The sequence below is a fragment of the Winogradskyella sp. genome (assembly GCF_003712105.1).
Lineage (GTDB): Bacteria > Bacteroidota > Bacteroidia > Flavobacteriales > Flavobacteriaceae > Winogradskyella.
Window position 1 is genome coordinate 157,469 of sequence record NZ_RHLG01000001.1, and the last position, 24,089, is coordinate 181,557.

The following is a 24,089-nucleotide window of genomic DNA, read 5'->3' on the forward strand; positions in this document are numbered from 1 at the left end:
TTGGTAAACCACTGATCATGTTTCAACAAAATCAAGATATTTTTAAAGTTCTTTTGGGTTCAGTTTCCGAGGGAGTTATCATCGTAGACGAAAAGCAGATTATTGTTGAGGCTAATGAGGCTGCCAATACGATGTTTGGGTATGCAGAAGGCGAACTTATAAAGCAGTCTCTTAATGTGCTCATTCCGCAAAATTATCATGCGGGTCATGGTAAACATTTTGACGGCTTTATGAAAAAAAAAGAGCGCCGTCAAATGGGTCAAGGGCGCGATATTTTTGGTGCTCACAAAGACGGTAGTACTTTCCCAGTAGAGGCAGGTTTAAACCCCTTTTCTATCTATGGTAAAAATTATGTTATGGCTCTGGTTATTGATGTGTCAATCAGAAAAGCTCAAGAACAAAAAATCCAGGAATTAAACTCCGAATTAGAAGAAAAGGTTAAGGCCCGAACCAAAGAATTGGGTGAAACAATAACTGAGCTTAAACAAGAAAATAAAAAACGTCTTGAAGCAGAAGAAGACGCTAAAGAAGCCTTAAAAAAAGAAAAAGAGCTCAATGAGCTTAAAACTAAGTTTCTATCTATGGTTTCTCATGAGTTTAAAACACCTTTAAGTGGTATTTTGACCTCAACAATGCTGTTAAGCAAGTATAAGTTAACAGAACAACAAGAAAAAAGAGATAAGCACATTAAAACCATTTCTAATAAAGTGCATTATCTCAATAATATTCTTAATGATTTTTTATCAGTAGAAAAACTCGAAAAAGGAAAAGTCTTGTACAAGCCCACAATGTTTAAACTTAGTAAAGTGGTGAATGAAGTGGTATACAATGCTAATATGCTTCTCAAAGATGGGCAACGAATTAATTACCCTGAAGATATAGATAATATATCCTTATATCAGGATGAAAAAATAGTGGAATTGGCTCTTTCTAACCTTGTGCACAATGCTATTAAATACTCATCTGAAAATACCGTAATTGATATTTCTATTTCTCAAAACAAAAACATAACACAGTTTAAGGTTAAAGACAACGGTATTGGTATCCCAAAAAAGGACCAGAAAAATATATTTAACCGTTATTTTAGAGCGGAAAATGCATTGCTTACTCAGGGCACAGGAATTGGGTTAAATATTGTTAAAGATCATCTTGAAAATTTAAAAGGACGGATTTATTTTGAAAGCGAACCAGAGAAAGAAACTATCTTTACAATTGAAATCCCTAACCGTGCTGAACAATGAAAAAAGTACTACTAATTGAAGATGATGCGATTTTAAGAGAAAACACCGCCGAACTTTTAGAGCTTTCCGGATATGATATTATTGCAGCACCAAATGGAAAAATAGGTGTAGAAAAAGCAAAGTCAGTTTTGCCAGATATTATAATAAGCGACATCATGATGCCTGAGTTAGATGGCTATGGTGTGCTAGAAAGCTTATCTAAAAATGAGACTACAAAATTCATCCCATTTATCTTTCTTTCTGCAAAAACCGAACGCCAAGATGTGCGTAAAGGCATGGATCTTGGTGCTGACGACTATATCACCAAACCTTTTACTGAAGATGAGCTTATTAGTGCTATAGAAAGCAGAATTGCTAAAGCAGCTATCCTTAAAGATCAACGAGAAGACCATTCAAAAACCATAAAAGAAGTCGAGAACGGAAACGAATTAAGAAATCTTAATGATTTAAAAAACTTCTTTGACGATAATGGCAGTGCCTTTGATTATAAGAAAAATGATATTATTTATCACGAAGGGCTTAACTCTAACTTTATATATCTTATAGTGTCTGGACTTGTAAAATGCTATAAGCTAGACGAGCAAGGTAAAGAATTAACGACCGCATTGCATAAAGAAGATGACCTGTTCGGCTATACATCATTCACACAGAATATTCCATATCAAGAAACCGCTAAAGCGCTTGAAAACACTAAATTGGTAGGTTTATCTAAAAGCGAGCTTAAAACTGTTTTAAACCAAAATCATAAAGTAACATTAGACATTATTAGCATGCTAACAGACGACTTGTCTGGTGTTAAAAATCAACTACTTCAAATGGCATATAGTTCTGTTCATAAAAAAACAGCAGATACAATTTTAAAATTTGCCGAGAAGTTAAATCGTAAGCCCGAAGAACCTATAAAAATATCCCGTAACGACTTGGCTAGTGTTGCTGGTATAGCTACAGAAACCCTAATACGGGCTATGTCTAATCTAAAAAAAGACGGCGTTATTGAGATTGAAGGCAGAAATATTAAGATTTTAGACCTTAAGAAACTTCAGGATATTTATTAGTCTATTTTAAGAATGTTCAAATTATGATAGATATCATATTTTGAAAAAATCCTTCCGTTTAGATTTGTTTTTAATAAAGAGGGATTTAAATGAAGACTATTTTATTGCCGACAGATTTTTCCGAAAACTCATGGAACGCGATAGCTTACGCCATCAACTTTTTAGAGGATTATAAATGTACATTTTACGTGTTACATGTTAATCGCATGAAAAATATCATAGACAACGAAAGCCTTTATTTAGATGTGCATAAATCAATAGAAGAAGCTTACACAGAATCTTCAAAAAGACGATTAAAGAGAACTTTAAAGCGGATTTCAAAGGAGTTTCCTAATAACGATAATCATAAATTCTACACGATTACTGACTATAATTTCTTTGTAGAATCTATTCGTAATTACGTTAGGCAAAAGAGCGTAGACCTTATTGTTATGGGTACTAAAGGTGCTTCTGGGCTTAAAGAGTACATCATTGGTAGTAATACAGGTGATATAATTACCAAGGTTAAGTGCACAACATTAGTTGTACCAGAACATGCAAAATTTAAGCCATTAAAAGAGATGGCGTTTCCTACAGATTATGCATTAAATTATGATATATCAGTATTACAGCCCATGTCTGATATTTTAGAAAAAACGGAAGCTGCCCTGCGACTATTACACATCAATAAAAATGGTGAGCAATTAAATACAGAACAACAATCTAACAAAGACCTTTTAGATGATTTTTTTGATGCTTCTGAGCGTAGTTTTCATTTTTTAACTAATAAAAAAGTAGAAGATGCTGTGCAATGTTTTGTAGAAAGTAGAGACGTTGATATTATTGCTATGATTGCTAAAAATCTTAACTACTTTCAACAGATTTTATTCCACTCTAGAGTAGAGAAAATTAGTTATCATACAAAAGTTCCTTTTCTGGTATTGCATGAGTAAAATGCATTTTCTTCTTAAACCTGATATATATCATTCTCTCTCTCATATTACTTATGTACATTAGTCTTACTATTCAGAAGCGTTCATTGAAATAAAAGCAAAGACCTATAAATCGTAAGACTTTATAGGTTATAATCAGAGTGTAAAACTATTGTTTATTTATCACGGTTGGGTAGCTTTATGCGTAGGGTTATTTTTAGATTGAGAAAGTAGATAATGTTATTAAACTCTAAACCAGAAACAGGAAGTTTCGGCTTCCTGTTTCTTTAATACAACTTTATGTTTAGCAGATAAAGTTTTTAAGGGGAATTAAGATGTTGAGTTGATTTTAATTATAGCAACTCAATTTCTTAGAAAACGGGAAGTTAATCACTTCCCGTTTTTTTGTTTAAGCTCCTATTTTTATTGCTTAAACCCAGCTATTGCTCTGTTTTCCAACTGATTTATATCATAGTTTCTCTTTGTAGATAACCCTAATTTTAGGCCTCTTTTATTTAGTTAGACATGAGAAAAATATTAATCACTACTGATTTTTCAGATAACGCAATGAACGCGCTTAAGTATGCTGTTGAATTGTTTAAATACGACATAAGTGAGTTCTTTATAATGCATGCCTATATGGACGATATCTATACAGACAAAAACTTATTGTCTAAAGAGAATATGCCAAAAGTCACTAAAATAATAAGTGAAAAATCTGAAAGTCAACTAAATCAAGTATTTACGGATATTAAGAAGATTTCTCCCAATCCTAGGCATAAGTATCATATTATTTCAGCTAATAACATGCTTGTTGACGAAGCCAACAAAATTGTAGATAAAGAAAATATTGACATTATTGTTATGGGCACTAAGGGTAAAACCAATAATAGTAAAATAACCTTTGGAAGTCACACACTTCAAGTATTAAAATATGTGCAATGCCCAGTATTATCTATTCCTGAAAACTACAGTCATATTCAACCTAGGTGTATTCTTTTCCCTACTAATTATTTAATACCATACAAACGACGAGAATTAAAACTGTTATGTGAACTAGCTTCACCATATAGGGCTAGTATTGATGTGCTTTACATTTCTAAATCAACCAAACTTTCATTGCGTCAAATCGATAATCAGAGTTTTATCCGTGAAACTTTAGGTAAAAATCATTTGAATTTTAAAACCGTATATGACAAAAAAATAACTAACGCAATTTACACTTATATAAAAGAAAACAACGTCGATATGTTGGTGATGGTAAATACAAGGCATTCGTTTTTAGAAAGCATATTATTTCAATCTACAATTGACGAAATGAGTCTCTACTTAGACATTCCGTTTTTAGCATTACAAAATATAAGACGCTATTAATAATATAATATTATGAAGAAAATACTTTTACCAACAGACTTTTCAGATAATGCTTGGAATGCCATAACGTATGCATTAGAACTATTTAAAAATAAAACATGCTGCTTTACTTTGCTCAATACATATACACCAATGATATATCAAGTTGAGCACTTACAGTCTAGTAGTGTTCCGCTTCAGGTCTTGGATGCCGTTAAACAAACGTCCAAAAAAAAATTGGAGAACCTCCAACAAAAAATAACAACAGAGTTTAATAATCCAAAACATACATTTGTGCAACTTTCCTCTTTTAACACTTTAGTTGCGGAAATAGACGAACTCTATAGAAATAACGCTATCGATATAATAGTCATGGGCACAAAAGGTGCTACTGGATTAAAAGAAGTACTCTTTGGCTCAAATACTGTGCATGTAATAAAAAAGGCAAAATGTCCTGTCCTGGCCATACCAAGTAATTTTACTTTTGAGGCACCGCATGAAATTTTGTTTCCTTCAGATTATCACATCGAATTTCAAGATAAACACCTTGAATCTATTCTCGATATTGCAGATGATTATGGTGCAAGAGTGCATTTCTTAAATGTCGTATACGATAATAGTCGTTCTGAATTTCAAGAGGAAAACAAACGAAAATTAGTAACTTATTTTAAGTCGATTACACATTTGTTTCATGATGTAAAAAACAAAAAAGTACAAGAAGCTATAAATGATTTTCAAATAAAACTGAAAATCAACTTACTGGTAATGCTTCATAATAAACACTCATTCGTAGAGGATATTTTCTTCAAGTCTAACATTAAGCAAATAGGGTTTCATCTCAATGTTCCCTTTTTAGTAATACCATCTGAATTTTAACATTATAGCTATACGAATCTAAATACAAAACCCATCAAAACGCCTTATTTTGATGAGTTCTATTTTCCTATTTAAGTTGATTTTATTCTAGAATTGCTTCAATAAATATTGTATTAAATCTGTCGTGGTTACAATACCCATTAGGGTATTTTTATCGACTACAGGTAACGCATGAAATTCTTTTTCTGCCAATAATTCTGCAACTTCTTTAATCGTGGTGCTTGTATTTACGCTTACTAAGTTTTTAGCCATAACCTGATCTATGGTAAACATATTGTACACAACTGCATCGACATATTCTTCGTCGTCATAGATAGCATCTGCAAAACTAATTCGTAATAAATCTGTATGACTTAACATACCGATAATTTTATTTCCCGAAACAACAGGTATATGACGGATATTATGTTTTTTGAACAAAGCCTCTGCTGTTTCAAGACTATCCGTACGGTTTAGAGTAATAACGTCTTTGGTCATTATAGCCGAAATAGGTGTTCTTTTTTTCATGATTTTAAGGATTAAATTCTTTAATAAAGATAGCTTCAGACCTAATGATATCATATGACGAATATCATAGTTATAGTAAAATGTGGATACTAGTTTTATACAAGCTTATTAAAACTTACGTCATGGCAAAAAATATATTATTACCTACAGATTTTTCGGATAATGCATGGTCTGCAGCAGTTTATGCTCTAAAGCTATATGCGGACGAAGAGTGCACATTTTACTTTTTACATTCATCAAAAATCAAAGCATCTGCCATGTCTAACATAACCAATCGGTTGTTACGGGTTATGACAGAAAACGCTAAAAGAGACCTGGCAGAACTTAAGGAAATGGCAGAAAAGGCCAATACTAACGCCAGTCATAATTTTGAAACAATATTGAGTAGTGAAGATTTGCATGATTCAATAAAAAGAACAATCGCTCAGTTTAATATAGACTTAGTGGTTATGGGAACAAAAGGTGCTACAAAAGCTAAAGAAATATTATTTGGAAGCAACACGGTTAATGTCTTTAAGAAAATAAAAGAGTGTCCTGTTTTAGTGGTGCCAGATGAGTATGATTTTGAAACACCAAAACAAATTGTGTTCCCAACTGATTTTAACCGTTTTTATGGCGAAGAGCTAATCTCTCTAAAACGATTGGCAGAGTTGCACAATTCTAAAATTAAAATTCTTCACATCAATGAGGAAAACAACCTTTCTGATATTCAGAACTATAACTTCTCCATGCTAAAAGCCTACTTGGAAGATTACCCGCATACCTTTCACTGGATGCCAGATTATGCTAAAAAATCGCAGGCAATAAATGAATTTATTGAAGAGCTCGGCATCAATATCCTTGCTATAATTAATTACAAACATAGTTTTATAGAAAACATTATAAAGGAACCAGTTTTAAAGAAAATTGGCTTTCATCCTACTGTTCCATTTCTGGTAATTCCTGGCTCGGAATGATATAAATTAAAGATTATGAAACGAAAGATTTTATTACCTACAGATTTCTCAGAGAATGCATGGCATGCTATTAATTATGCCGTAGAGTTATATAAGGATGAGGTTTGTGATTTTTATATTCTTAATGTGTTTTCTGCTACTGGGAATATCATGGAAAGCCTTATGAATCTTGAACCCGGTAGTGGTTTGTATGAAACTAAAAAAAAGAATTCCGAAGAGGGTTTAAATGAAACACTACAAGAGCTCATATTAAATGACAAAAGCGACCCAAAACACAGTTTTAAAACTATCTCTGTATTTAATAACCCGATAGAAGCCATTAAAAACTTAGTAGAGCAGAAAGATATAGAGATGATAGTCATGGGGACTAAAGGAGAAACATCTTCTTCAGAAGCCGCTTTTGGAAGCACAGCTATATATGTTATGGAAAAGGTTCGTAATTGTCCCGTCATGGTGATTCCGCAAAATGCAGATTTAGCAATGCCAAAAGAGATTGTGTTTCCGACGGGTTACAAAACACATTACAAAAAAAGAGAGTTAAGCTACCTAATCAATATTGCTAAAAAATGTAGTGCTACAATAGCCGTGCTTCATGTGTCACAAAACAAGGAACTAAGTAAAAAACAGCAAGAAAGCCGAGAGTTACTTGAGGAAATATTTGAAGATATTAATTATGAAATTCACAATCTATCATATGCCTCTATTGAAACGGCTGTTAGTATTTTTATACAGAGTAGAAAAAGTGGCATGTTGGCGTTTATTAACAAAAAGCATGAATTCTTCGGGAGTATCCTTACAAACCCAATGGTTAAGAATATCACGTTTCATGTAAATGTTCCCATATTAACACTTCACGATTTAAGAAACTAAAAAAACAATTGCCATGAAAAAAACAGGAATTTGGTTAGATAAAGACAAAGCAATTATTGTGACTATAGAACATGAAAACGAATCTTTAGAGCAAGTGCCATCCAACATAGAGCATTTTCATATACATGGTGGATCAGGCACTAGATTTAAAGGTGGTCCGCAAGATGTTGTACAAGACAAAAAATATCTTGAACGAGAAAAAAATCAAATAAAAGCATACTTTAAAACTATAGTGTCCAAGGTCAACGACACAGACGCGCTTGTAATTTTTGGCCCAGCTGAAATGAATGAAAAGCTCAACAAAGAGTTAAAAGACAATTTCAAAGATTTAGGCGCTAAGGTAAAGGATGTAAAAAAAGTAGATAGCATGACCGATAACCAAATAAAAGCTTGGGTGAGAGACTTTTTTAGGTCGGCTTAAAATTCAATGTGTTATTAGTTAGGTTAAGACCGTCAAAGTCATTAATATTTTGACGGTTTTTATATATCAGGTAAGGTTTTTCAGCGTTTATAACCGCATTCTTATTAAGCTGACATATATCATTTTAAAACTCACATATCATATATAATTTAGTAAAAGGAAAAATTAAAAACACTAAAACTATATGCTATGTCACTTATTAAATTTAACAACAGAGATAGGTTGTTTCCGTCATGGTCAAGTAACAGCTTAAAAGACTTTTTCAATACTAATGATTTCTTTAACTCAGACTTTTTTGAAGAAGATAGTTTAATGCCCGCAATGAATGTAAAAGAGCATGAAAACGATTTTGAAATTGAGTTTGCAGCACCAGGTTTTTCTAAAGAAGACTTTAAAGTCACTATTGACGAAAATGTACTTAATGTTTGTGGTGAAAAGAAGAAAAAATCTGAAGACAAGGACGACGACTACACACGTAAAGAGTTTAGTTACAGTTCTTTTAAAAGGTCCTTAAGTTTGCCCAAATCCGTAAACACAGACCAAGATGTAAAAGCAACTTACAAGAATGGTATTTTAAAGCTTAATCTTAAAAAGAAAGAAGAAGCTAAAGAACAACCTAAAAAAGTAATCGAAGTGCTTTAATAAAAAAGCAGGAAGTATTCAAAGTTACTTCCTGCTTTTTAATTTAAATAGTTAATTATGGAAACAATACAAGCCAAATATATAGAATGGTTAAGTGCAGAAGAAATGCACAAAGGTTCTCAACTATGGTTGTCAGAATTAGAGTTTATAAAAGATGAACATCTGTTTTTTGAACATCTTATAAAATCACACACATTGCAATTGATTGATCCAGAGAAATTCTCGCATAATACCCAAGTTATTGATGCCGTTAACACATCTCAACGACAAACAATTCAATTAATAGATCTGGTTAAACAGCACGAAAACGCGCTTGGAATTATGGTTGATGATGTCGACCAACCAAATGAAGAAGAAGTTTATAAAAAAGAACACAGAACACTTATCAATAAAATTAATGAGTTCAAAAAACACTACCAATGCCTTAAAAAGCAATTGTTTGGCATTGTAAAAGACATCAAAAAACAAGAAAAACAAAGACGTTTATTGGACACTAAAACACCCTTTTAATTATGAAACGTTTATCATTATTAGCCCTTCTATTTATGCTGCTTGGTTGCGGCACAGCACGGCTCGTTGAAGACTGGAAAAACCCAGATATAACCACTTACGCGCCAACGAAAGTTTTAGTTGTAGGGATGACTTCTGATATAGAAGCAAGAGAACATTTTGAAAACCTTTTAAATACTGAGTTAGAATACCGAGGCGCAGAGACTATTATGAGTTTAGAACGTTTCGCTCCAGAGTTAACAACTGAAAAAATGACTGATGAAGAACTAAAAACTATAGAGAATAGTCTAATTGATGACGGTTTTGATACCATTTTATTTACTAAGGTGGTAGGAGTAGAAGACAAAATCGAATACAAAAAGGCATATGATGGTTTTGATGAAACATATAGAAAATTCAAGGATGAGTTTTTGATGTATCAAGACATTTATTACAATCCTGATTATTATAATGAATACACTGTTTATCATGCTGAAACTTCCATGTACTGCATTTGTCCAACCAAAGACAGAGAACTTATTTGGAAAGGGTATATTGATGTCGTAGACCCTGTAAACATAGAGAAAACAATCAGCGAATATGTTAATACTGTAATAGCTGTTTTAGAAGAGCGTCAACTCATAGAACCAAAAATTGTTGCTAGAGAGAAACCCGATAACACCATAATTAACCAATAATCTACAAGATGAGAACGGCTACGATTATATTAACCTTGTTTTTACTTTCGAGTTGTTCTTCAACAAAACTTACAAGCAGCTGGAAAAATCCAGAATTCACTGGTTTTAAGCCTAAAAAAATATTGGTTATTGGTGTAACTTCTAACGCTGAAGTCCGAAATACTTTTGAACGAGCGTTAAAAAATGAACTAAACAAACGGCAAATAAATGCTCTGAAAAGCAATGTAGTATTTGAGAAGTCATTTAATGACTCTACCTATACCCAACAAGAGATAGAAAGCCAATTAAATACACTTACAAAAGCAGGATATGATACGGTCTTAGTTTCATTAGTAAAAGACATAAATAATAATACATTTTACAACGGAATCCCGCCAAAACTTAACTACAGATTACCAAAACTTTTGGTGCTATATCTATCCTATCCTAATATAAATACGCGTCAAAACTATCAACAAAGAAAATTTCAAATTTTTGAAATTGAGAGTTCTTTGTATAGTCTTTGTGCAGAATCAGGTAAGACACTTGTTTGGTCTGGTAATTATCACATTATTGACCCTAAAAATACTCAAAGAACTATTGTTAATTACGTCAAAAAAGTATTAAAATCATTAGAAAAGGAAGCATTAATTTCTAAAAAGGGTATGTAATTATATGGTAATAATTTTTTCAAGTAAATCACCAACGTAATACGATACACCAGCCGCAAGTATTCCTAATAATAATGTTTCTAAAATCCCTTTTATCTTGCTTGTCTGAGTAACATAAGTCTTTAAAAGACCAATGAAAATAAACCCAATTGAAGTAAGAATACCTGTCCATAAAAACAAATTCCCTGGAAAAGCTACAATATAATCCCACACATAAATAACTAACGGAATAAGCCCTATAAGGATAAATGAAATATAGGTAACGAAGCCTGTCATTAAAGAAGATTTGGTTTCTTTTGCCAGCATTAAGCCATCTTTCATTATTACATCAACCCAACTATCTCTGTCTTCAGTAATCGTATTCACAACTTTTTGCAAAAGCTCTCCTTCAAACCCTTTGTTCTGATAAATCTGTTTAACTTTTTCTTTTTTTCTCTCTGGGTTGTTTTCTATTCCAAAACGTGCTATTGCTCTATGTTTGTTGTAATTGTCTTTCGTTGATTTTATAGAAAGATATGCACCGATAGACATGGCAAAACCATCTGCCAATAAATTTGCAAATCCCAGTATAATAATTACTTTATTATTTAATCCAGCTCCGACAGCACCAGAAACGACTGCGAATGTGGTCACTGCGCCATCAATGCCTCCGTAAACAAACTCTCCCAAATACTTTTGATATTTATTTAGCCAGCTTTTTGATGAATTGAGATAAGTTTTTGTCATGAGCAATTGTTAAATTCATGATTTAATATTATGAATGAAAAACTAGTAAAGGTGTTTTTAGTCTATTACTAATTTTTGATGTTTTAGAATTAGCGAAAAAGCGTTCGAATAGACTTTCTTTTTCAACTATTAATGCTGTGAAATTAATGTTGTGAGTCTGAGTATAACAACTAACTGCATGATGAATAGGCACATGTTTTATAGAGTGATACTCGTAATCTATATCTTTTAAGAAATAACTAATGTGGTCTTTATATTTTTTAGCTTCTTTGGAGGTTTCATTAGTGTGCTTCACCCTAAGTAAGTGTATTTTTTTGCCAAACTGTTGAATAAATTTTAGAATATCTATAAATGCGCTTTCACTAATTGAGTCTGCAGAGTCCAATGGTAAGAGTACTTCTTCTGGTCTTGTATAAGAGAATCCTTCTGGAACAACCAATGTTGGGTAGTCAACCTTGCGTATTACATTAATTGTATTGCTGCCAAAAATAACTTCTTTAGCTCCGGTAACCCCATTTGTTCCCATAACAACTAAATCAATATTTTTAGATTGAATAACTTGGTTTACAGCATCTGTTAATGAATCATAGTCAACTAATATTTGGTAATTAAACTTGTCGTTTTTAAATTCATTTTTGAGTTTTACGATAAGTTTTACTATTCTATGTTTATACTTGTCTATCAGAGCATGATGTATGCTTTTATTACTAGTATGCATCAAATCATCAGAAATATAATTTGATGAACTATGTACATGCATTACGAAAAAATTACATAAATCGTCTTCAAATAGTTGCAGTGAATATCGAATAGCATTAATCGAATTCTCAGAAAAATCGGTAAGTAAAAGTATAGTTTTCACATACTAAAAATATCTAAGAATCAGCTTATTAAATATGATATAAATCATAAAAAATAACCCGTAACAATTGATAGATTTGAAGCTTCTAAATGATAAGTGCTATGAGTTAAATTAACATTTAGTATCTGAATTATCTCTACATAAACACTAAGACACAATTTAAGTTATACTTGCACAACACTTTATTTGAAGCGTGTTCTAAATCATGCCATTAGAGATTAACAGAACTATAGTATTTCTCTGTTTCATTATAATAATATTTTCATCCAAGAATAGATTTAAACTGAAGAACATAATCAAAAAATAGCCTAGATAACTTTTATATAAGATTCTTTCTTTAATAAGCATTAAAACAAAAAAACCTCTCATTTCTGAGAGGCCTTTAGCAATTTTTTGCGGTCTGGACGGGACTCGAACCCGCGACCCCCTGCGTGACAGGCAGATATTCTAACCAACTGAACTACCAGACCGTTGCATTATTGCGAGGGCAAATATACATTGCATTTTTAATTTGGCAAACAAATAACCAAAAAATATTTGTTAGGTGAATTTTTGACGTTCTATCATGTAAGTGGTCAATATAGAATTAAATCCAGCATTGATATCTGCTTCTACATACTTAATTCTATATTGCCCACATTTTAGTCGTATATCCTCAAAATATTGCTTTACAGCTTTGTTGTAATTCTCTTTGATATTATCCGCATATAAATCGATAAAATCACCTGTTTCAACATCTATAAAGCGCTTTGGACGATTATCAAAACCAAAGGTTAACTCCTTAGATTTATCAAACACATGAAACAAGACAACTTCGTGTTTATTATGCTTTAAGTGCCTTAAAGCTTCAAAAAGTTTCTCATCATTTTCAGAAGTCTGAAACATATCAGTAAACACAAAAATAAGCGACCTGCGATGTATTTTCTCCGCTATTTGGTGCAGATACTTATATGTTTCGGTAGTATCACTTTCTTTCTTAGATAATACGGATTCACTCAACTTACTAAGAAGCATATGATGATGACGCTCACTACCTTTTTCAGGAGCATAAAAATCATAAGTATCACTATAAATACTTAACCCAACAGCATCGCGCTGCTTTTTAAGAATATGCATTAAACTGGCGCAAGCCAATGCAGAAAACGCAATTTTATTGAGGTCACCAATGGTCATCTTTGCCAACTCTGGGTAATGCATTGATGCACTATTATCTAGGATAAGATGACATCTTAAATTAGTTTCTTCATCGTAACGCTTGGTGTACAAACGGTCCGTTTTGGCATATAATTTCCAATCAATATGTTTAGTACTTTCTCCTTGATTATAAATTTTATGCTCAGCAAATTCTGCCGAAAATCCATGGAAAGGACTTTTATGCATTCCGGCAATAAAACCTTCGACCACTTGTTTTGCCAATAGGTCTAGGTTTTTAAATCCACCTGCTTTATTTAATTCTAACTGTAAATCCATGAATTACCGAAACTAAAAAAGGTTTGCCATTTTGACAAACCTTTTATCTTTTCTTTTAGAATGTATCTTATAAAAGCGAATCTAAAGCCTCAGCATAAGTGTTTTTTGGAGCAACACCTACTTGACGACCTACAACTTCACCATTTTGGAAAACTAATACTGTAGGTATATTTCTTACACCGTATTTAGCAGCAAACTCCTGGTTTGCATCAACGTCTACTTTACCTACAACAGCTTTACCGTCGTATTCATTACTGATTTCATCGATGATTGGTCCTACCATACGACATGGTCCACACCAAGCTGCCCAGAAATCAACCATTACTGGTTTATCGCTTTTTAATACTGTTTCTTCAAAATTTGCATCTGTTATTTCTAATGCCATGATATATTTATTTAATCGAATTTTACTTCTGTTAATTATGCAATATTAGTCAAAAAAAGCACCAAACCTTACAGCCATAGTATTCGATTTGACTATGTAGCCATTGGCTAAATATATATCCTTTTTGTTGGTGCACAAACCGGGCTATCACTACTCGCTCTCTTCGAGGAGCTCAAACAAATAGTTCAATCCCTTGCGCGGGTCAATACAATTAATGCAACTAAAAAGTTGCGTATTAAAATTATTTACGTAAATTAGCAACCATAAAGTTGCGTATTAATCAAAAAACGAATATCATGACTAAAACAATCACAAAAGAAAAAGTTTTTAATCATCCCATAGATCAGATATGGAATGCCATTACAAAAGCTGAAGAAATTTCAACATGGTTTCTACAAGCTGATTTTAAAGCTGAAGCTGGTTATAAGTACACCTTTAAGTCTACTGGCGAAAACTGCTCTCCTATTATTGGTGAAGTTCTAGAAGCTAATCCATACAAATTAGTATACACATGGATTGTTAAGGATACACCGGCAACAACTACTGTAACCTGGAAACTTGAAAATTTAGGGGCATCTACAAAACTATACCTCGAACACTCGGGAATTGAAAATTATGCTGGAGAAACCGCTATAGAAATGTTCAATAGTTTTAATGGTGGTTGGGATAATTGCATTAATGGCTTATCGAGCTACTTAAAAGAGATGGTCAATGCAGAGTAACATAAACATGCTATTTAAGGCTATTGCAGACCCTACACGGCGTGAAATTTTTCACGCCTTAGTCCTTACAACTTCTGCACTTTCAATTACTCAAATTTCAACACAATTTGATATGAGTCGCCAAGGCGTAACTAAACATATTAAAATACTTAATGATGCCGGTTTGGTAAAAATTACCGAAGACGGTCGTAATCGTTTTTGTTTTGCCGATCCAAAACCACTTAAAGAAGTAAATAAGTGGATGGCATTTTACTCACAATACTGGGATGATTCTTTAGATAAATTAGACGATTATTTAAACACTACTAAAAAAGCTTAGTGCTAATTCAATTTATACATTACATCCAATTCTTGTAACTCATGCAGTAGCTCTTGTGATATTTTGACCTTTTGTTTTCTGCTAAGCATTTGTAGCTTAAGTTTTTCGCTATTATCATAAACCACAAAATTTAAGGCATGGTTGCCTTTATGCAACTTAAATAAATCTTCAAGATCTTCAATTTTATCTTTCTCAATATCTTCAATCTGCAATTGAACGGATAGTTTCTTAGCATAAGCATCCATCACGTCATGCAGTAATTGGAAATTATTAAACTGAATTCTAGGCTCTCCTTTTTTACCTGTTTCACGATTAGTCCAACCTTCTTTTATATATGCTCTCACATAAACAAAAGAATTCTGCACCAAGAAATGTCTAAATTTTAAGTAGTCCTCTCCAAAGATTCTAAACTCAAAACTATCGGTGTAATCTTCTATAGTAAATGCAGCCCAACCTTTACCTTGTTTACTAACGCGATGTTGCACATCTGTTACAACACCTCCAAAAGTTACTTCTCTATTAATGATAGCTTCTAAATCATTGAAAACCGAAATGGTGCCATTGCAAAAGGTTTTCATTTCAATTTTAAAATCATCCAATGGATGGCCAGAAATATAAATCCCCACAACTTCCTTTTCGCGTGAAAGCTTTTCCATAGTACCCCAATCTTCACATGGTGGCACTTGAGGTTCTGCAATTTGTACTTCGCTCGAATCTCCAAACAAACTTACCTGCGCTGAATTTTCGTTTTCTTGATGCCTAGCACCATAACGAATTGCTTTCTCTAAAAACGTAATATTATCACCTTCATGCGCAAAATATTGTGCACGATGAGTATTAGCAAAACAGTCAAATCCACCAGCATTAGCAAGGCCTTCAAACGATTTTTTATTAGCTGCTCTTAAATCTATACGTTTGGCTAAATCGAAAATAGACGTGTAGTTTCCATCCTTTTTTCGATTTTCGACTATGGTTTTTACAGCACCATGACCAACGCCTTTAATAGCTCCCATTCCAAAACGCACGGCGTTATCTTTATTTACTGAAAACTTGTAATAACTCTCATTTACATCTGGACCTAAAACCGGTAAGCGCATTCGCATACACTCTTCCATAAAGAATGTCACCGATTTAATATCATTCATGTTATTAGACAGTACAGCTGCCATATATTCTGCAGGATAATGGGCTTTTAAATAGGCCGTTTGGTAGGCAATCCAAGCATAACATGTTGAATGTGATTTATTAAAAGCATAACTCGCAAAAGCTTCCCAATCTTTCCAAATCTTCTCAAGCTTTTCTTTATCCATACCTTTAGCTGCAGCTTGCTCTATAAACTTAGGCTTCATTTTGTCAAGAACCGCTTTCTGCTTTTTACCCATTGCTTTTCTAAGCACATCGGCTTCACCTTTGGTAAAATCTGCAAGCTTCTGAGACAATAACATCACTTGCTCCTGATAAACCGTAATACCATAGGTTTCCTTAAGGTATTCTTCCATTTCTGGTAAATCGTAAACAATATCTTCTTTACCGTGCTTACGATTAATAAAGCTCGGAATGTATTCCATAGGCCCTGGACGGTAAAGCGCATTCATAGCAATAAGATCATCAAAAACGGTAGGTTTTAGATGCTTCATGTGTTTTTGCATTCCAGGTGATTCGTACTGAAAAATCCCAACGGTTTCTCCGCGCTGAAACAATGCATATGTTTCTTCATCATCTAGTGGAAAATTTTCTGGATCTAACGCAATACCATGCTTTGCCTTTACAATCTTAACGGTATCTTTTATTAAGGTAAGTGTCTTTAAACCCAAGAAATCCATCTTCAACAACCCTGCGCTTTCAACGACAGAGTTATCAAACTGCGTCACATATAAATCAGAATCCTTAGCTGTTGCTATAGGCACATAATTTGTAATATCTCCTGGTGTAATAATCACACCACAGGCATGAATACCAGTATTTCTTACAGAGCCCTCTAATACTCGAGCTTGATTTACAGTTTCGGCTTGTAAATCTTCTCCATCAGAAATATTAAGCAACTGATTTACTTTTTCTAATTCTTCCTGTCTAAATTTTTGGGCTAACTCTTTTTCACTTTTCCCAAATATTTTTCCAAGCTTGGACATATTAGGAATCAACTTTGCAATATGATCTGCTTCATTTAATGGTAAGTCCAAAACACGCGCTGTATCCCTAATCGAAGACTTAGCGGCCATTGTACCATAGGTGATTATCTGTGCCACTTGATTGGCTCCGTATTTATCAATTACATATTGCATGACACGCCCACGACCTTCATCATCAAAATCGATATCAATATCAGGCATACTCACACGATCTGGATTAAGAAAACGCTCAAAAAGTAAATCGTACTTAATGGGGTCAATATTAGTAATCCATAAGCAATAAGCAACTACAGAACCAGCAGCAGATCCACGACCTGGACCAACCGAAACATCCATGTTTCGTGCTTCACGAATAAAATCTTCAACAATCAAGAAGTAACCCGGATAACCAGTGTTTTCAATAACACTCAGCTCAAAATCGAGACGCTCTTTTATTTCTGGAGTAATGTCTCCATAACGCTTTTTTGCGCCTTCGAATGTAAGATGTTTTAGGTAAGCATTTTCTCCTCGTTTACCACCATCCTCTTTATCCATTTCATCTTTAAACGCATTTGGTATATCAAATGCAGGTAAAAGAACATCGCGAGCAAGCTCAAAAGGCTCAATCTTATCAACAACATCTTGAATGTTTACAATTGCTTCAGGAACATCTCTAAATAAACCCTTCATTTCTTCTGAAGACTTAAAATAATATTCTTGATTTGGTAAACCATAACGATAACCACGACCACGACCAATTGGCGTAGCTTGTTTTTCGCCATCTTTTACACATAACAAAATATCATGTGCGTTGGCGTTTTCTTGCTCAACATAATACGTGTTGTTTGTTGCAACAAGTTTTATATTATGTTTTTTTGCAAACTGAATTAATACTTGGTTTACGCGGTTTTCATCTTCTTGGTTATGACGCATCAATTCGATATACAAATCGTCGCCAAAACTTTCTTTCCACCATAGTAAAGCTTCTTCAGCCTGATTTTCACCAATATTTAAAACCTTACTGGGCACTTCACCATAAAGGTTTCCTGTAAGACAAATCAGATTGTCTTTATACTGTTGAATTAATGCCTTGTCAATTCGAGGTACATAATAAAACCCATCAGTAAACGCTAGTGAAGACAATTTTGCTAAGTTGTGATAGCCTTTTTTGTTTTTGGCAAGTAATACAATTTGGTAACCGTTATCTTTTCTGGTTTTGTCGGTATGGTTTTCACAAACAAAAAACTCACATCCTACTATAGGTTTAATCAACTTGCCTTGTTTCTCTTCATTCGCTTCTTCTGCTTGGGCATTCTGGGCTTTTATAGTTCTATTATGATTTGAAACTGCTTGTACAAAATGAAAAGCACCCATCATGTTACCATGATCGGTTAATGCTACCGCAGGCATATTTTCTTTAGCCGCCGCCGCTACCAAATCTTTAACACTTATTGTTGATTGAAGGATTGAAAACTGAGAATGATTATGTAAATGCACAAAATCTACCTCAGCTAATTTTGATACTGCTTCTTTATTAGTTTCAGTAGGAACTGCTTCTATTTGTTCTTTCTGAAGTCGTTCATTAATCTTAGCGCTTTCACGTTTTAGATTGATGTGTTTTAATCCTATAAGCGCAATAGTCTTAGGATTTGCTTCTGAAAACTGTTCGAAATAATCAGGTTGCACATCAAGCTGCTCTTTGGTATATTCTCTTCGCCTTACTAATTCTAAAAAACATCTCGTAGTAGCTTCAACATCTGCAGTTGCGTTATGAGCTTCTGCAAAAGGTTGATTGAATAAAAACTGATGTAGCTCTGTAAGTGTTGGTAATTTAAACTTTCCTCCACGACCTCCAGGAATTTGACACAAAACAGCTGTATGCTCGGTACACGTATCCAAAACTGGCAATTCTTGTAATGGGTTAGCAATGTCTCCTCGAACAAACTCAGCACCCATAATATTTAAATCGAACTTTACATTTTGCCCAACAATAAATTTAGCTTTGGATAATACGGCATTAAATTTCTCTAAAACTTCATTTAGTGGCACACCTTGCTCTTGAGCAAGTTCAGTCGATATACCGTGCACCTTTTCTGCATCATAAGGAATATTGAAGCCTTTGGGTTGTATTAAATAATCTTGATGCTCAATACAATGTCCCATAGCATCATGTAATTGCCATGCAATTTGAATTGCTCTTGGCCAATTATCAACATCTGTTATTGGTGCATCCCAACGCTTAGGTAAACCTGTAGTTTCGGTATCAAAAATTAAGTACATAAAAATCTTTTGCTGTAAAAAATCGGAATTTTAAAAGTAAGAAATATGAGGACTTTAATAAACTAAAGTTATAAACAGTTGTAAACAAAAACGCCACTCAATTTGAGTGGCGTGCTAGATATTAGGTCGTCAAATATTAGTTCTGTAAGTAGTCTGGTACACCATCCATGTCTGTATCTTGAGCATCATCAGGATTGCCATCACCGTTTGGATCTGGGTTTTCATTAATAGTTAATATACCATCTCCATCATCATCAGCATCAACAAAGTCAAACAAAAGGTCACCATCTGTATTTTGAGATGCGTTAGCACCTTCAAAAATACTTAGTATTCCATCATTATCATCATCCATATCCAAATAATCTGGTATACCATCTTCATCTGAATCACCGCGCATATTTTCAAAGTTTGTAAGAACACCATCGCCGTCATCGTCATTATCTAAATAGTTAGGAATACCATCCATATCTGCATCGTCATTATCAAGATTTCCATCCATGTTTACATCTTCAAACGAATTTGGTAGTCCATCACCATCATCATCATTACAATCTAAATTGTTAATTAGACTTTGAATCATGCCATCACTATCATCACAAGCAAGCAATTGGATTGCGAGCGCGTTTTGATAAGCTTCACAAGATTGCAAACTAGGTACCGACATAAATTGACCCAGTAAATCAGTAACATCTGCAGTAGCCGTATCGCAAGTTGTTCCTCCTGTTACTTCAAGAATATTTTGACGAATAGGCACTTGAAAAAATACACCGGAGCTAAAGTTGATACTATTTAAACCATCTTCAGTAAAGGCATTAAACCAAAATGTACCTGTAGCTAAATTATTTGCAGCATCAACAATTTCAATATCGATTACACCATCAGAAGGGAATACTTGAACCGATGGATCCGGGGCATTAAGCGTTGAGTATACCACTCCATTTGCGTCTCTAAATCTTGCTTCGTTCTGATTATTACCGCCAAGTTGATACTCACCTGTATCAGTTCTTGTCGTAAATAAAAGTAAAACTTCCGAGCCACGAATTGCTCTAATTACTAGACCACCATCTTTAATTGCTGCCGTCTCCGCAGTTGCTATCCAAGATTGACCTTCGTTGTTAGCTTGTACAGCTGGATTATTGAATTCAATGGTATCAGAGCATCCAAAAAGTAGGGCTATAATACAAACGACAAGTATATTTTTATTCATTACAATTAATTTGGGAAACGTAAATTTAATAACGTTTGTTAAATGCCAAAAGTATATTTTTTTTTTGAAATTGTTTAATGTTCGTTAAGGCATTGAAAATTAAAAAAATATATTATCTTTGCGCCCTCATTAATAACCGAGGTCGAGAACCTCAACTAATTAATTATTATGCCTGTAAAAATTAGATTACAAAGACACGGTAAAAAAGGAAAACCTTTTTATTGGATTGTTGCGGCGGATGCACGCGCAAAAAGAGATGGTAGATACCTTGACAAATTAGGAATTTACAATCCCAACACTAACCCAGCTACTATTGAATTAAACGTTGATGGTGCTGTAAAATGGTTAGAAAACGGAGCACAACCTACGGATACTGCGAGAGCAATTTTATCTTACAAAGGTGCTTTATTAAAAAAGCATTTAGCTGGTGGCGTTAAAAAAGGTGCTTTAACTGAAGAACAAGCAGAAGCAAAATTTAATGCTTGGTTAGAAGAAAAAGCAGCTAAAATTCAAGCCAAAGCAGATGGCTTATCAAAAGCCAGTGCTGATGCTAAAGCAAAAGCTTTAGAGGCAGAAAAAGCGGTGAACGAAGCTCGTGTTGCTGCAGCTGCGCCAGAAGTTGAAGAAGAAGTAGCTGAAGATACTTCTGCTTCTAACGAAGAAGAATAAAAACTATATTTTTATACTTTTAAACCCAGACCATATAGTCTGGGTTTTTTGTTTTATTCCAATGAAAAAAGACGCATGTTTTTATTTAGGTAAGATTGTAAAAAAATACAGTTTCAAGGGTGAACTTTTGGCAAAGTTAGACACCGACGAACCAGAATTGTACGCAAATCTTGATGCAATTTTTATAGACTTAAGAGGAAATTTAGTACCCTTTTTTATAGAATCTTCTCAACTTCATAAGTCTGATTTATTACGCATAAAATTTGAAGATGTAGATTCTGAAAATGATGCTGAAGCACTTCTTAAATCTGATTTGTATTTACCACTAAACTTATTGCCAAATTTAGAGGGTAACAAATTTTATTTTCACGAAGTTATTGGCTTTACAATTACAGATCAAAACTTTGGTGAAGTAGGCATCATCACATCTATTAACGATAGTACTGCACAGGCACTATTTGTAATTGACAGAAACGGGACTGAGATACTTATCCCTATGAATGATGAGTTTATTATAAAAGTGGATAGAGCTCATAAAACTATTGAAGTAAACACGCCTAAAGGATTGATAGATTTGTATATTGACTAATAATGCAATTATATCAAATAGATTCCCGCTTTCTCAGGATTGACAGTTATGAGCAACCCATTTAAATTTAAGCAATTTTCAGTACTACAGGATAGATGCGCTATGAAAATTGGTACCGATGGTGTTATACTTGGTGCATGGACTTCTGTAGATAATAATCCATATTCAATATTAGACATAGGTACTGGTACGGGTATATTATCCTTAATGTTAGCACAACGCTCAGAAGCACCATTAATTGAAGCTATAGAAATTGATGCGGAGGCATTTGAACAGTGTTCTGAAAACTTCGAAAACTCGCCTTGGAATGATCGTCTATTTTGCTATCATGCTTCATTATTAGAGTTTGTAGAAGAAGTCGATGATAAATATGATATCATTATTTGTAACCCACCTTTTTATTCCGAAAATTATAAAACTAAAAACGCATCAAGAAACCTAGCGCGATTTGAAGACGCACTTCCTTTTGAGCATTTAGTATATGCCGTTTCAAAACTAATGTCAGAACATGGACTGTTTTCTGTTGTTATTCCTTTTAAAGAAGAAATTAGGTTCTTGAATCTAGCTCAAAAAGCAAAGCTATTTCCAATACGCATTTTACATGTTAAGGGCAATTCTGAATCGCAAATAAAACGAAGCTTAATAGAATTTGGTTTCATAAAAAAAGATACAACATCAAATCCTATAAAAACTGAACTAATAATTGAAAACGGGAGACATAATTACACTGAAGATTATATAAGCCTCACTAAAGATTTTTATTTGAAAATGTAAGTTTTGCATTGGGTAAAGAAAACGTTTTCGTTACTTTTGACCCATAATGGGTTTTTGGCAAAAAATCAAAATTTCTAAAGACCATCTAATTGAAAAAATATATATAATGAAACCAGATTTATTCGAAGCTCCCGATTACTATAATCTTGATGATTTATTATCCGAAGAACACAAACTTGTCCGCGATGCTGCCCGTGAATGGGTAAAAAGAGACGTTTCTCCAATAATAGAAGAAGCTGCACAAAAAGCAGAGTTTCCAAAGTCAATTATTAATGGTTTAGCTGAGATTGGTGCTTTCGGCCCATATATTCCTGAGGAATACGGTGGTGCTGGATTAGATCAAATTTCTTATGGTCTTATAATGCAAGAGATAGAACGAGGTGATTCTGGTGTACGTAGTACTGCTTCTGTACAATCGTCTTTAGTAATGTATCCTATTTGGAAATATGGTACTGAAGAACAACGCCAAAAATATTTACCAAAATTAGCATCTGGTGAATGGATGGGTTCTTTTGGACTTACAGAACCTGATCATGGTAGTAATCCTGGTGGAATGACAACAAACTTTAAGGATATGGGAGACCATTATCTTCTAAATGGTGCAAAACTTTGGATTAGTAATTCTCCTTTTTGTGATGTTGCCGTCGTTTGGGCAAAAAATGAAGAAGGACGAATTCACGGCCTAGTTGTAGAGCGTGGCATGGAAGGTTTTTCTACTCCTGAAACCCATAATAAATGGTCTCTGAGAGCCAGTGCTACAGGCGAGTTAATCTTTCAAGATGTAAAGGTACCCAAAGAAAATCTATTACCTAATAAATCTGGTCTTGGCGCACCTCTTGGTTGCTTAGATTCTGCAAGATATGGCATCTCTTGGGGTGCTATTGGAGCGGCGATGGATTGTTATGATACCGCTTTACGATATTCAAAAGAACGCATTCAATTTGGCAAACCTATAGGAGCATTTCAGTTACAGCAAAAAAAATTGGCCGAAATGATTACCGAGATCACTAAGGCACAATTATTAGCTTTCAGATTAGGACAGTTAAAGAATGAAGGACGTGCAAGTTCTGCACAAATTTCTATGGCTAAGCGCAACAATGTTGAAATGGCAATAAAAATTGCTAGAGAATCTCGACAAATGTTAGGTGGAATGGGCATAACCGGCGAGTATCCTATTATGCGCCATATGATGAACCTTGAAAGTGTAATTACTTATGAAGGTACACATGATATACACCTACTAATAACAGGGTTAGATGTTACTGGTTTAAATGCTTTTAAATAAGAAGCTACGGCACATATTGCCATC

Annotated in this window: 25 protein-coding genes and 1 tRNA gene; 18 read left to right on the forward strand and 8 right to left on the reverse strand. The window is 33.8% G+C overall.

Annotation, left to right across the window (positions count from 1 at the left end):
- Positions 1 to 17: 17 nt before the first annotated feature.
- The 5 genes from ED556_RS00735 to ED556_RS00755 all read left to right on the forward strand — a co-directional run bounded on the left by ED556_RS00735 (position 18) and on the right by ED556_RS00755 (position 5,436).
- Positions 18 to 1,241 (forward strand): PAS domain-containing sensor histidine kinase, encoded by a 1,224-nt coding sequence (locus ED556_RS00735; protein ID WP_296318620.1) that lies wholly within the window; start codon positions 18 to 20, stop codon positions 1,239 to 1,241.
- Complete coding sequence (locus tag ED556_RS00740; protein WP_296318621.1) at positions 1,238 to 2,296, forward strand: response regulator; 1,059 nt, start codon at positions 1,238 to 1,240, stop codon at positions 2,294 to 2,296. The genes ED556_RS00735 and ED556_RS00740 overlap by 4 nt, the downstream gene beginning before the upstream one ends.
- An 89-nt stretch (positions 2,297 to 2,385) precedes the next feature.
- Positions 2,386 to 3,228: a universal stress protein gene (locus tag ED556_RS00745; protein WP_296318622.1), complete on the forward strand. Its 843-nt coding sequence runs from the start codon at positions 2,386 to 2,388 to the stop codon at positions 3,226 to 3,228.
- A 504-nt stretch (positions 3,229 to 3,732) separates the two neighbouring features.
- Complete coding sequence (locus ED556_RS00750) at positions 3,733 to 4,581, forward strand: universal stress protein (RefSeq protein ID WP_296318623.1); 849 nt, start codon at positions 3,733 to 3,735, stop codon at positions 4,579 to 4,581.
- Positions 4,582 to 4,593: 12 nt separating this feature from the next.
- Positions 4,594 to 5,436, forward strand: coding sequence for a universal stress protein (locus ED556_RS00755; RefSeq protein ID WP_296318624.1), 843 nt, complete (start codon positions 4,594 to 4,596; stop codon positions 5,434 to 5,436).
- Positions 5,437 to 5,523: 87 nt separating this feature from the next.
- On the opposite strand, the gene ED556_RS00760 is transcribed toward ED556_RS00755, so the two are convergent.
- Positions 5,524 to 5,943, reverse strand: coding sequence for a CBS domain-containing protein (locus tag ED556_RS00760; RefSeq protein ID WP_296318625.1), 420 nt, complete (start codon positions 5,941 to 5,943; stop codon positions 5,524 to 5,526).
- 122 nt (positions 5,944 to 6,065) lie between these two features.
- Between ED556_RS00760 and ED556_RS00765 the strand changes: the two genes are divergently transcribed.
- The 7 genes from ED556_RS00765 (at position 6,066) to ED556_RS00795 (ending at position 10,669) form a co-directional block, all read left to right on the forward strand.
- Positions 6,066 to 6,899: a universal stress protein gene (locus ED556_RS00765; RefSeq protein WP_296318626.1), complete on the forward strand. Its 834-nt coding sequence runs from the start codon at positions 6,066 to 6,068 to the stop codon at positions 6,897 to 6,899.
- A 15-nt stretch (positions 6,900 to 6,914) separates the two neighbouring features.
- On the forward strand, positions 6,915 to 7,769 hold the full coding sequence (locus ED556_RS00770; RefSeq protein WP_296318627.1) for a universal stress protein: 855 nt from the start codon (positions 6,915 to 6,917) through the stop codon (positions 7,767 to 7,769).
- 13 nt (positions 7,770 to 7,782) lie between these two features.
- Positions 7,783 to 8,190 (forward strand): hypothetical protein, encoded by a 408-nt coding sequence (locus tag ED556_RS00775; RefSeq protein ID WP_296318628.1) that lies wholly within the window; start codon positions 7,783 to 7,785, stop codon positions 8,188 to 8,190.
- A 189-nt stretch (positions 8,191 to 8,379) separates the two neighbouring features.
- The gene (locus ED556_RS00780) at positions 8,380 to 8,832 is read left to right on the forward strand and encodes an Hsp20/alpha crystallin family protein (protein WP_296318629.1); all 453 of its coding nucleotides are present in this window, start codon (positions 8,380 to 8,382) and stop codon (positions 8,830 to 8,832) included.
- A gap of 57 nt (positions 8,833 to 8,889) precedes the next feature.
- On the forward strand, positions 8,890 to 9,342 hold the full coding sequence (locus tag ED556_RS00785) for a hypothetical protein (protein WP_296318630.1): 453 nt from the start codon (positions 8,890 to 8,892) through the stop codon (positions 9,340 to 9,342).
- Between the two features lie 2 nt (positions 9,343 to 9,344).
- Positions 9,345 to 10,019 (forward strand): hypothetical protein, encoded by a 675-nt coding sequence (locus ED556_RS00790; protein WP_296318631.1) that lies wholly within the window; start codon positions 9,345 to 9,347, stop codon positions 10,017 to 10,019.
- A gap of 8 nt (positions 10,020 to 10,027) precedes the next feature.
- A complete protein-coding gene (locus ED556_RS00795; protein ID WP_296318632.1) occupies positions 10,028 to 10,669 on the forward strand; it encodes a hypothetical protein in 642 nt (213 codons plus the stop codon).
- On the opposite strand, the gene ED556_RS00800 is transcribed toward ED556_RS00795, so the two are convergent.
- The 5 genes from ED556_RS00800 to trxA all read right to left on the reverse strand — a co-directional run bounded on the left by ED556_RS00800 (position 10,670) and on the right by trxA (position 14,133).
- Entirely contained in the window at positions 10,670 to 11,395 is a 726-nt protein-coding gene (locus tag ED556_RS00800; RefSeq protein WP_296318633.1) for a VIT1/CCC1 transporter family protein, read from the reverse strand.
- A gap of 28 nt (positions 11,396 to 11,423) precedes the next feature.
- The gene (locus tag ED556_RS00805; protein WP_296318634.1) at positions 11,424 to 12,257 is read right to left on the reverse strand and encodes a universal stress protein; all 834 of its coding nucleotides are present in this window, start codon (positions 12,255 to 12,257) and stop codon (positions 11,424 to 11,426) included.
- 396 nt (positions 12,258 to 12,653) lie between these two features.
- Positions 12,654 to 12,727 (reverse strand) — tRNA-Asp (locus ED556_RS00810).
- A gap of 70 nt (positions 12,728 to 12,797) precedes the next feature.
- The gene (locus ED556_RS00815) at positions 12,798 to 13,727 is read right to left on the reverse strand and encodes a DUF58 domain-containing protein (protein ID WP_296318635.1); all 930 of its coding nucleotides are present in this window, start codon (positions 13,725 to 13,727) and stop codon (positions 12,798 to 12,800) included.
- Positions 13,728 to 13,794: 67 nt separating this feature from the next.
- Positions 13,795 to 14,133 (reverse strand): thioredoxin, encoded by a 339-nt coding sequence (gene trxA, locus ED556_RS00820; protein WP_366663738.1) that lies wholly within the window; start codon positions 14,131 to 14,133, stop codon positions 13,795 to 13,797.
- Between the two features lie 275 nt (positions 14,134 to 14,408).
- Here trxA and ED556_RS00825 point away from each other — a divergent pair, with 275 nt between their 5' ends.
- Entirely contained in the window at positions 14,409 to 14,834 is a 426-nt protein-coding gene (locus ED556_RS00825; RefSeq protein WP_296318637.1) for an SRPBCC domain-containing protein, read from the forward strand.
- Positions 14,824 to 15,153: a metalloregulator ArsR/SmtB family transcription factor gene (locus ED556_RS00830; RefSeq protein WP_296318638.1), complete on the forward strand. Its 330-nt coding sequence runs from the start codon at positions 14,824 to 14,826 to the stop codon at positions 15,151 to 15,153. The genes ED556_RS00825 and ED556_RS00830 overlap by 11 nt, the downstream gene beginning before the upstream one ends.
- 2 nt (positions 15,154 to 15,155) lie before the next feature.
- Here the strand turns inward: ED556_RS00830 and dnaE are convergent, their stop codons facing one another.
- Together dnaE and ED556_RS00840 are read right to left on the reverse strand one after the other, a co-directional pair.
- Positions 15,156 to 19,541: a DNA polymerase III subunit alpha gene (gene dnaE / locus ED556_RS00835; RefSeq protein WP_296318639.1), complete on the reverse strand. Its 4,386-nt coding sequence runs from the start codon at positions 19,539 to 19,541 to the stop codon at positions 15,156 to 15,158.
- Positions 19,542 to 19,677: 136 nt separating this feature from the next.
- Positions 19,678 to 20,748: a DUF6252 family protein gene (locus ED556_RS00840; RefSeq protein ID WP_296318640.1), complete on the reverse strand. Its 1,071-nt coding sequence runs from the start codon at positions 20,746 to 20,748 to the stop codon at positions 19,678 to 19,680.
- Between the two features lie 168 nt (positions 20,749 to 20,916).
- Here ED556_RS00840 and ED556_RS00845 point away from each other — a divergent pair, with 168 nt between their 5' ends.
- From ED556_RS00845 to ED556_RS00860, 4 genes are all read left to right on the forward strand, one after another.
- On the forward strand, positions 20,917 to 21,417 hold the full coding sequence (locus tag ED556_RS00845; RefSeq protein WP_296318641.1) for a 30S ribosomal protein S16: 501 nt from the start codon (positions 20,917 to 20,919) through the stop codon (positions 21,415 to 21,417).
- Between the two features lie 61 nt (positions 21,418 to 21,478).
- The gene (gene rimM, locus ED556_RS00850; RefSeq protein ID WP_296318642.1) at positions 21,479 to 22,006 is read left to right on the forward strand and encodes a ribosome maturation factor RimM; all 528 of its coding nucleotides are present in this window, start codon (positions 21,479 to 21,481) and stop codon (positions 22,004 to 22,006) included.
- Between the two features lie 48 nt (positions 22,007 to 22,054).
- Positions 22,055 to 22,780 (forward strand): methyltransferase, encoded by a 726-nt coding sequence (locus ED556_RS00855; RefSeq protein WP_296318643.1) that lies wholly within the window; start codon positions 22,055 to 22,057, stop codon positions 22,778 to 22,780.
- Positions 22,781 to 22,886: 106 nt separating this feature from the next.
- A complete protein-coding gene (locus ED556_RS00860) occupies positions 22,887 to 24,065 on the forward strand; it encodes an acyl-CoA dehydrogenase family protein (protein WP_296318644.1) in 1,179 nt (392 codons plus the stop codon).
- The last annotated feature ends 24 nt before the right edge of the window (positions 24,066 to 24,089 follow it).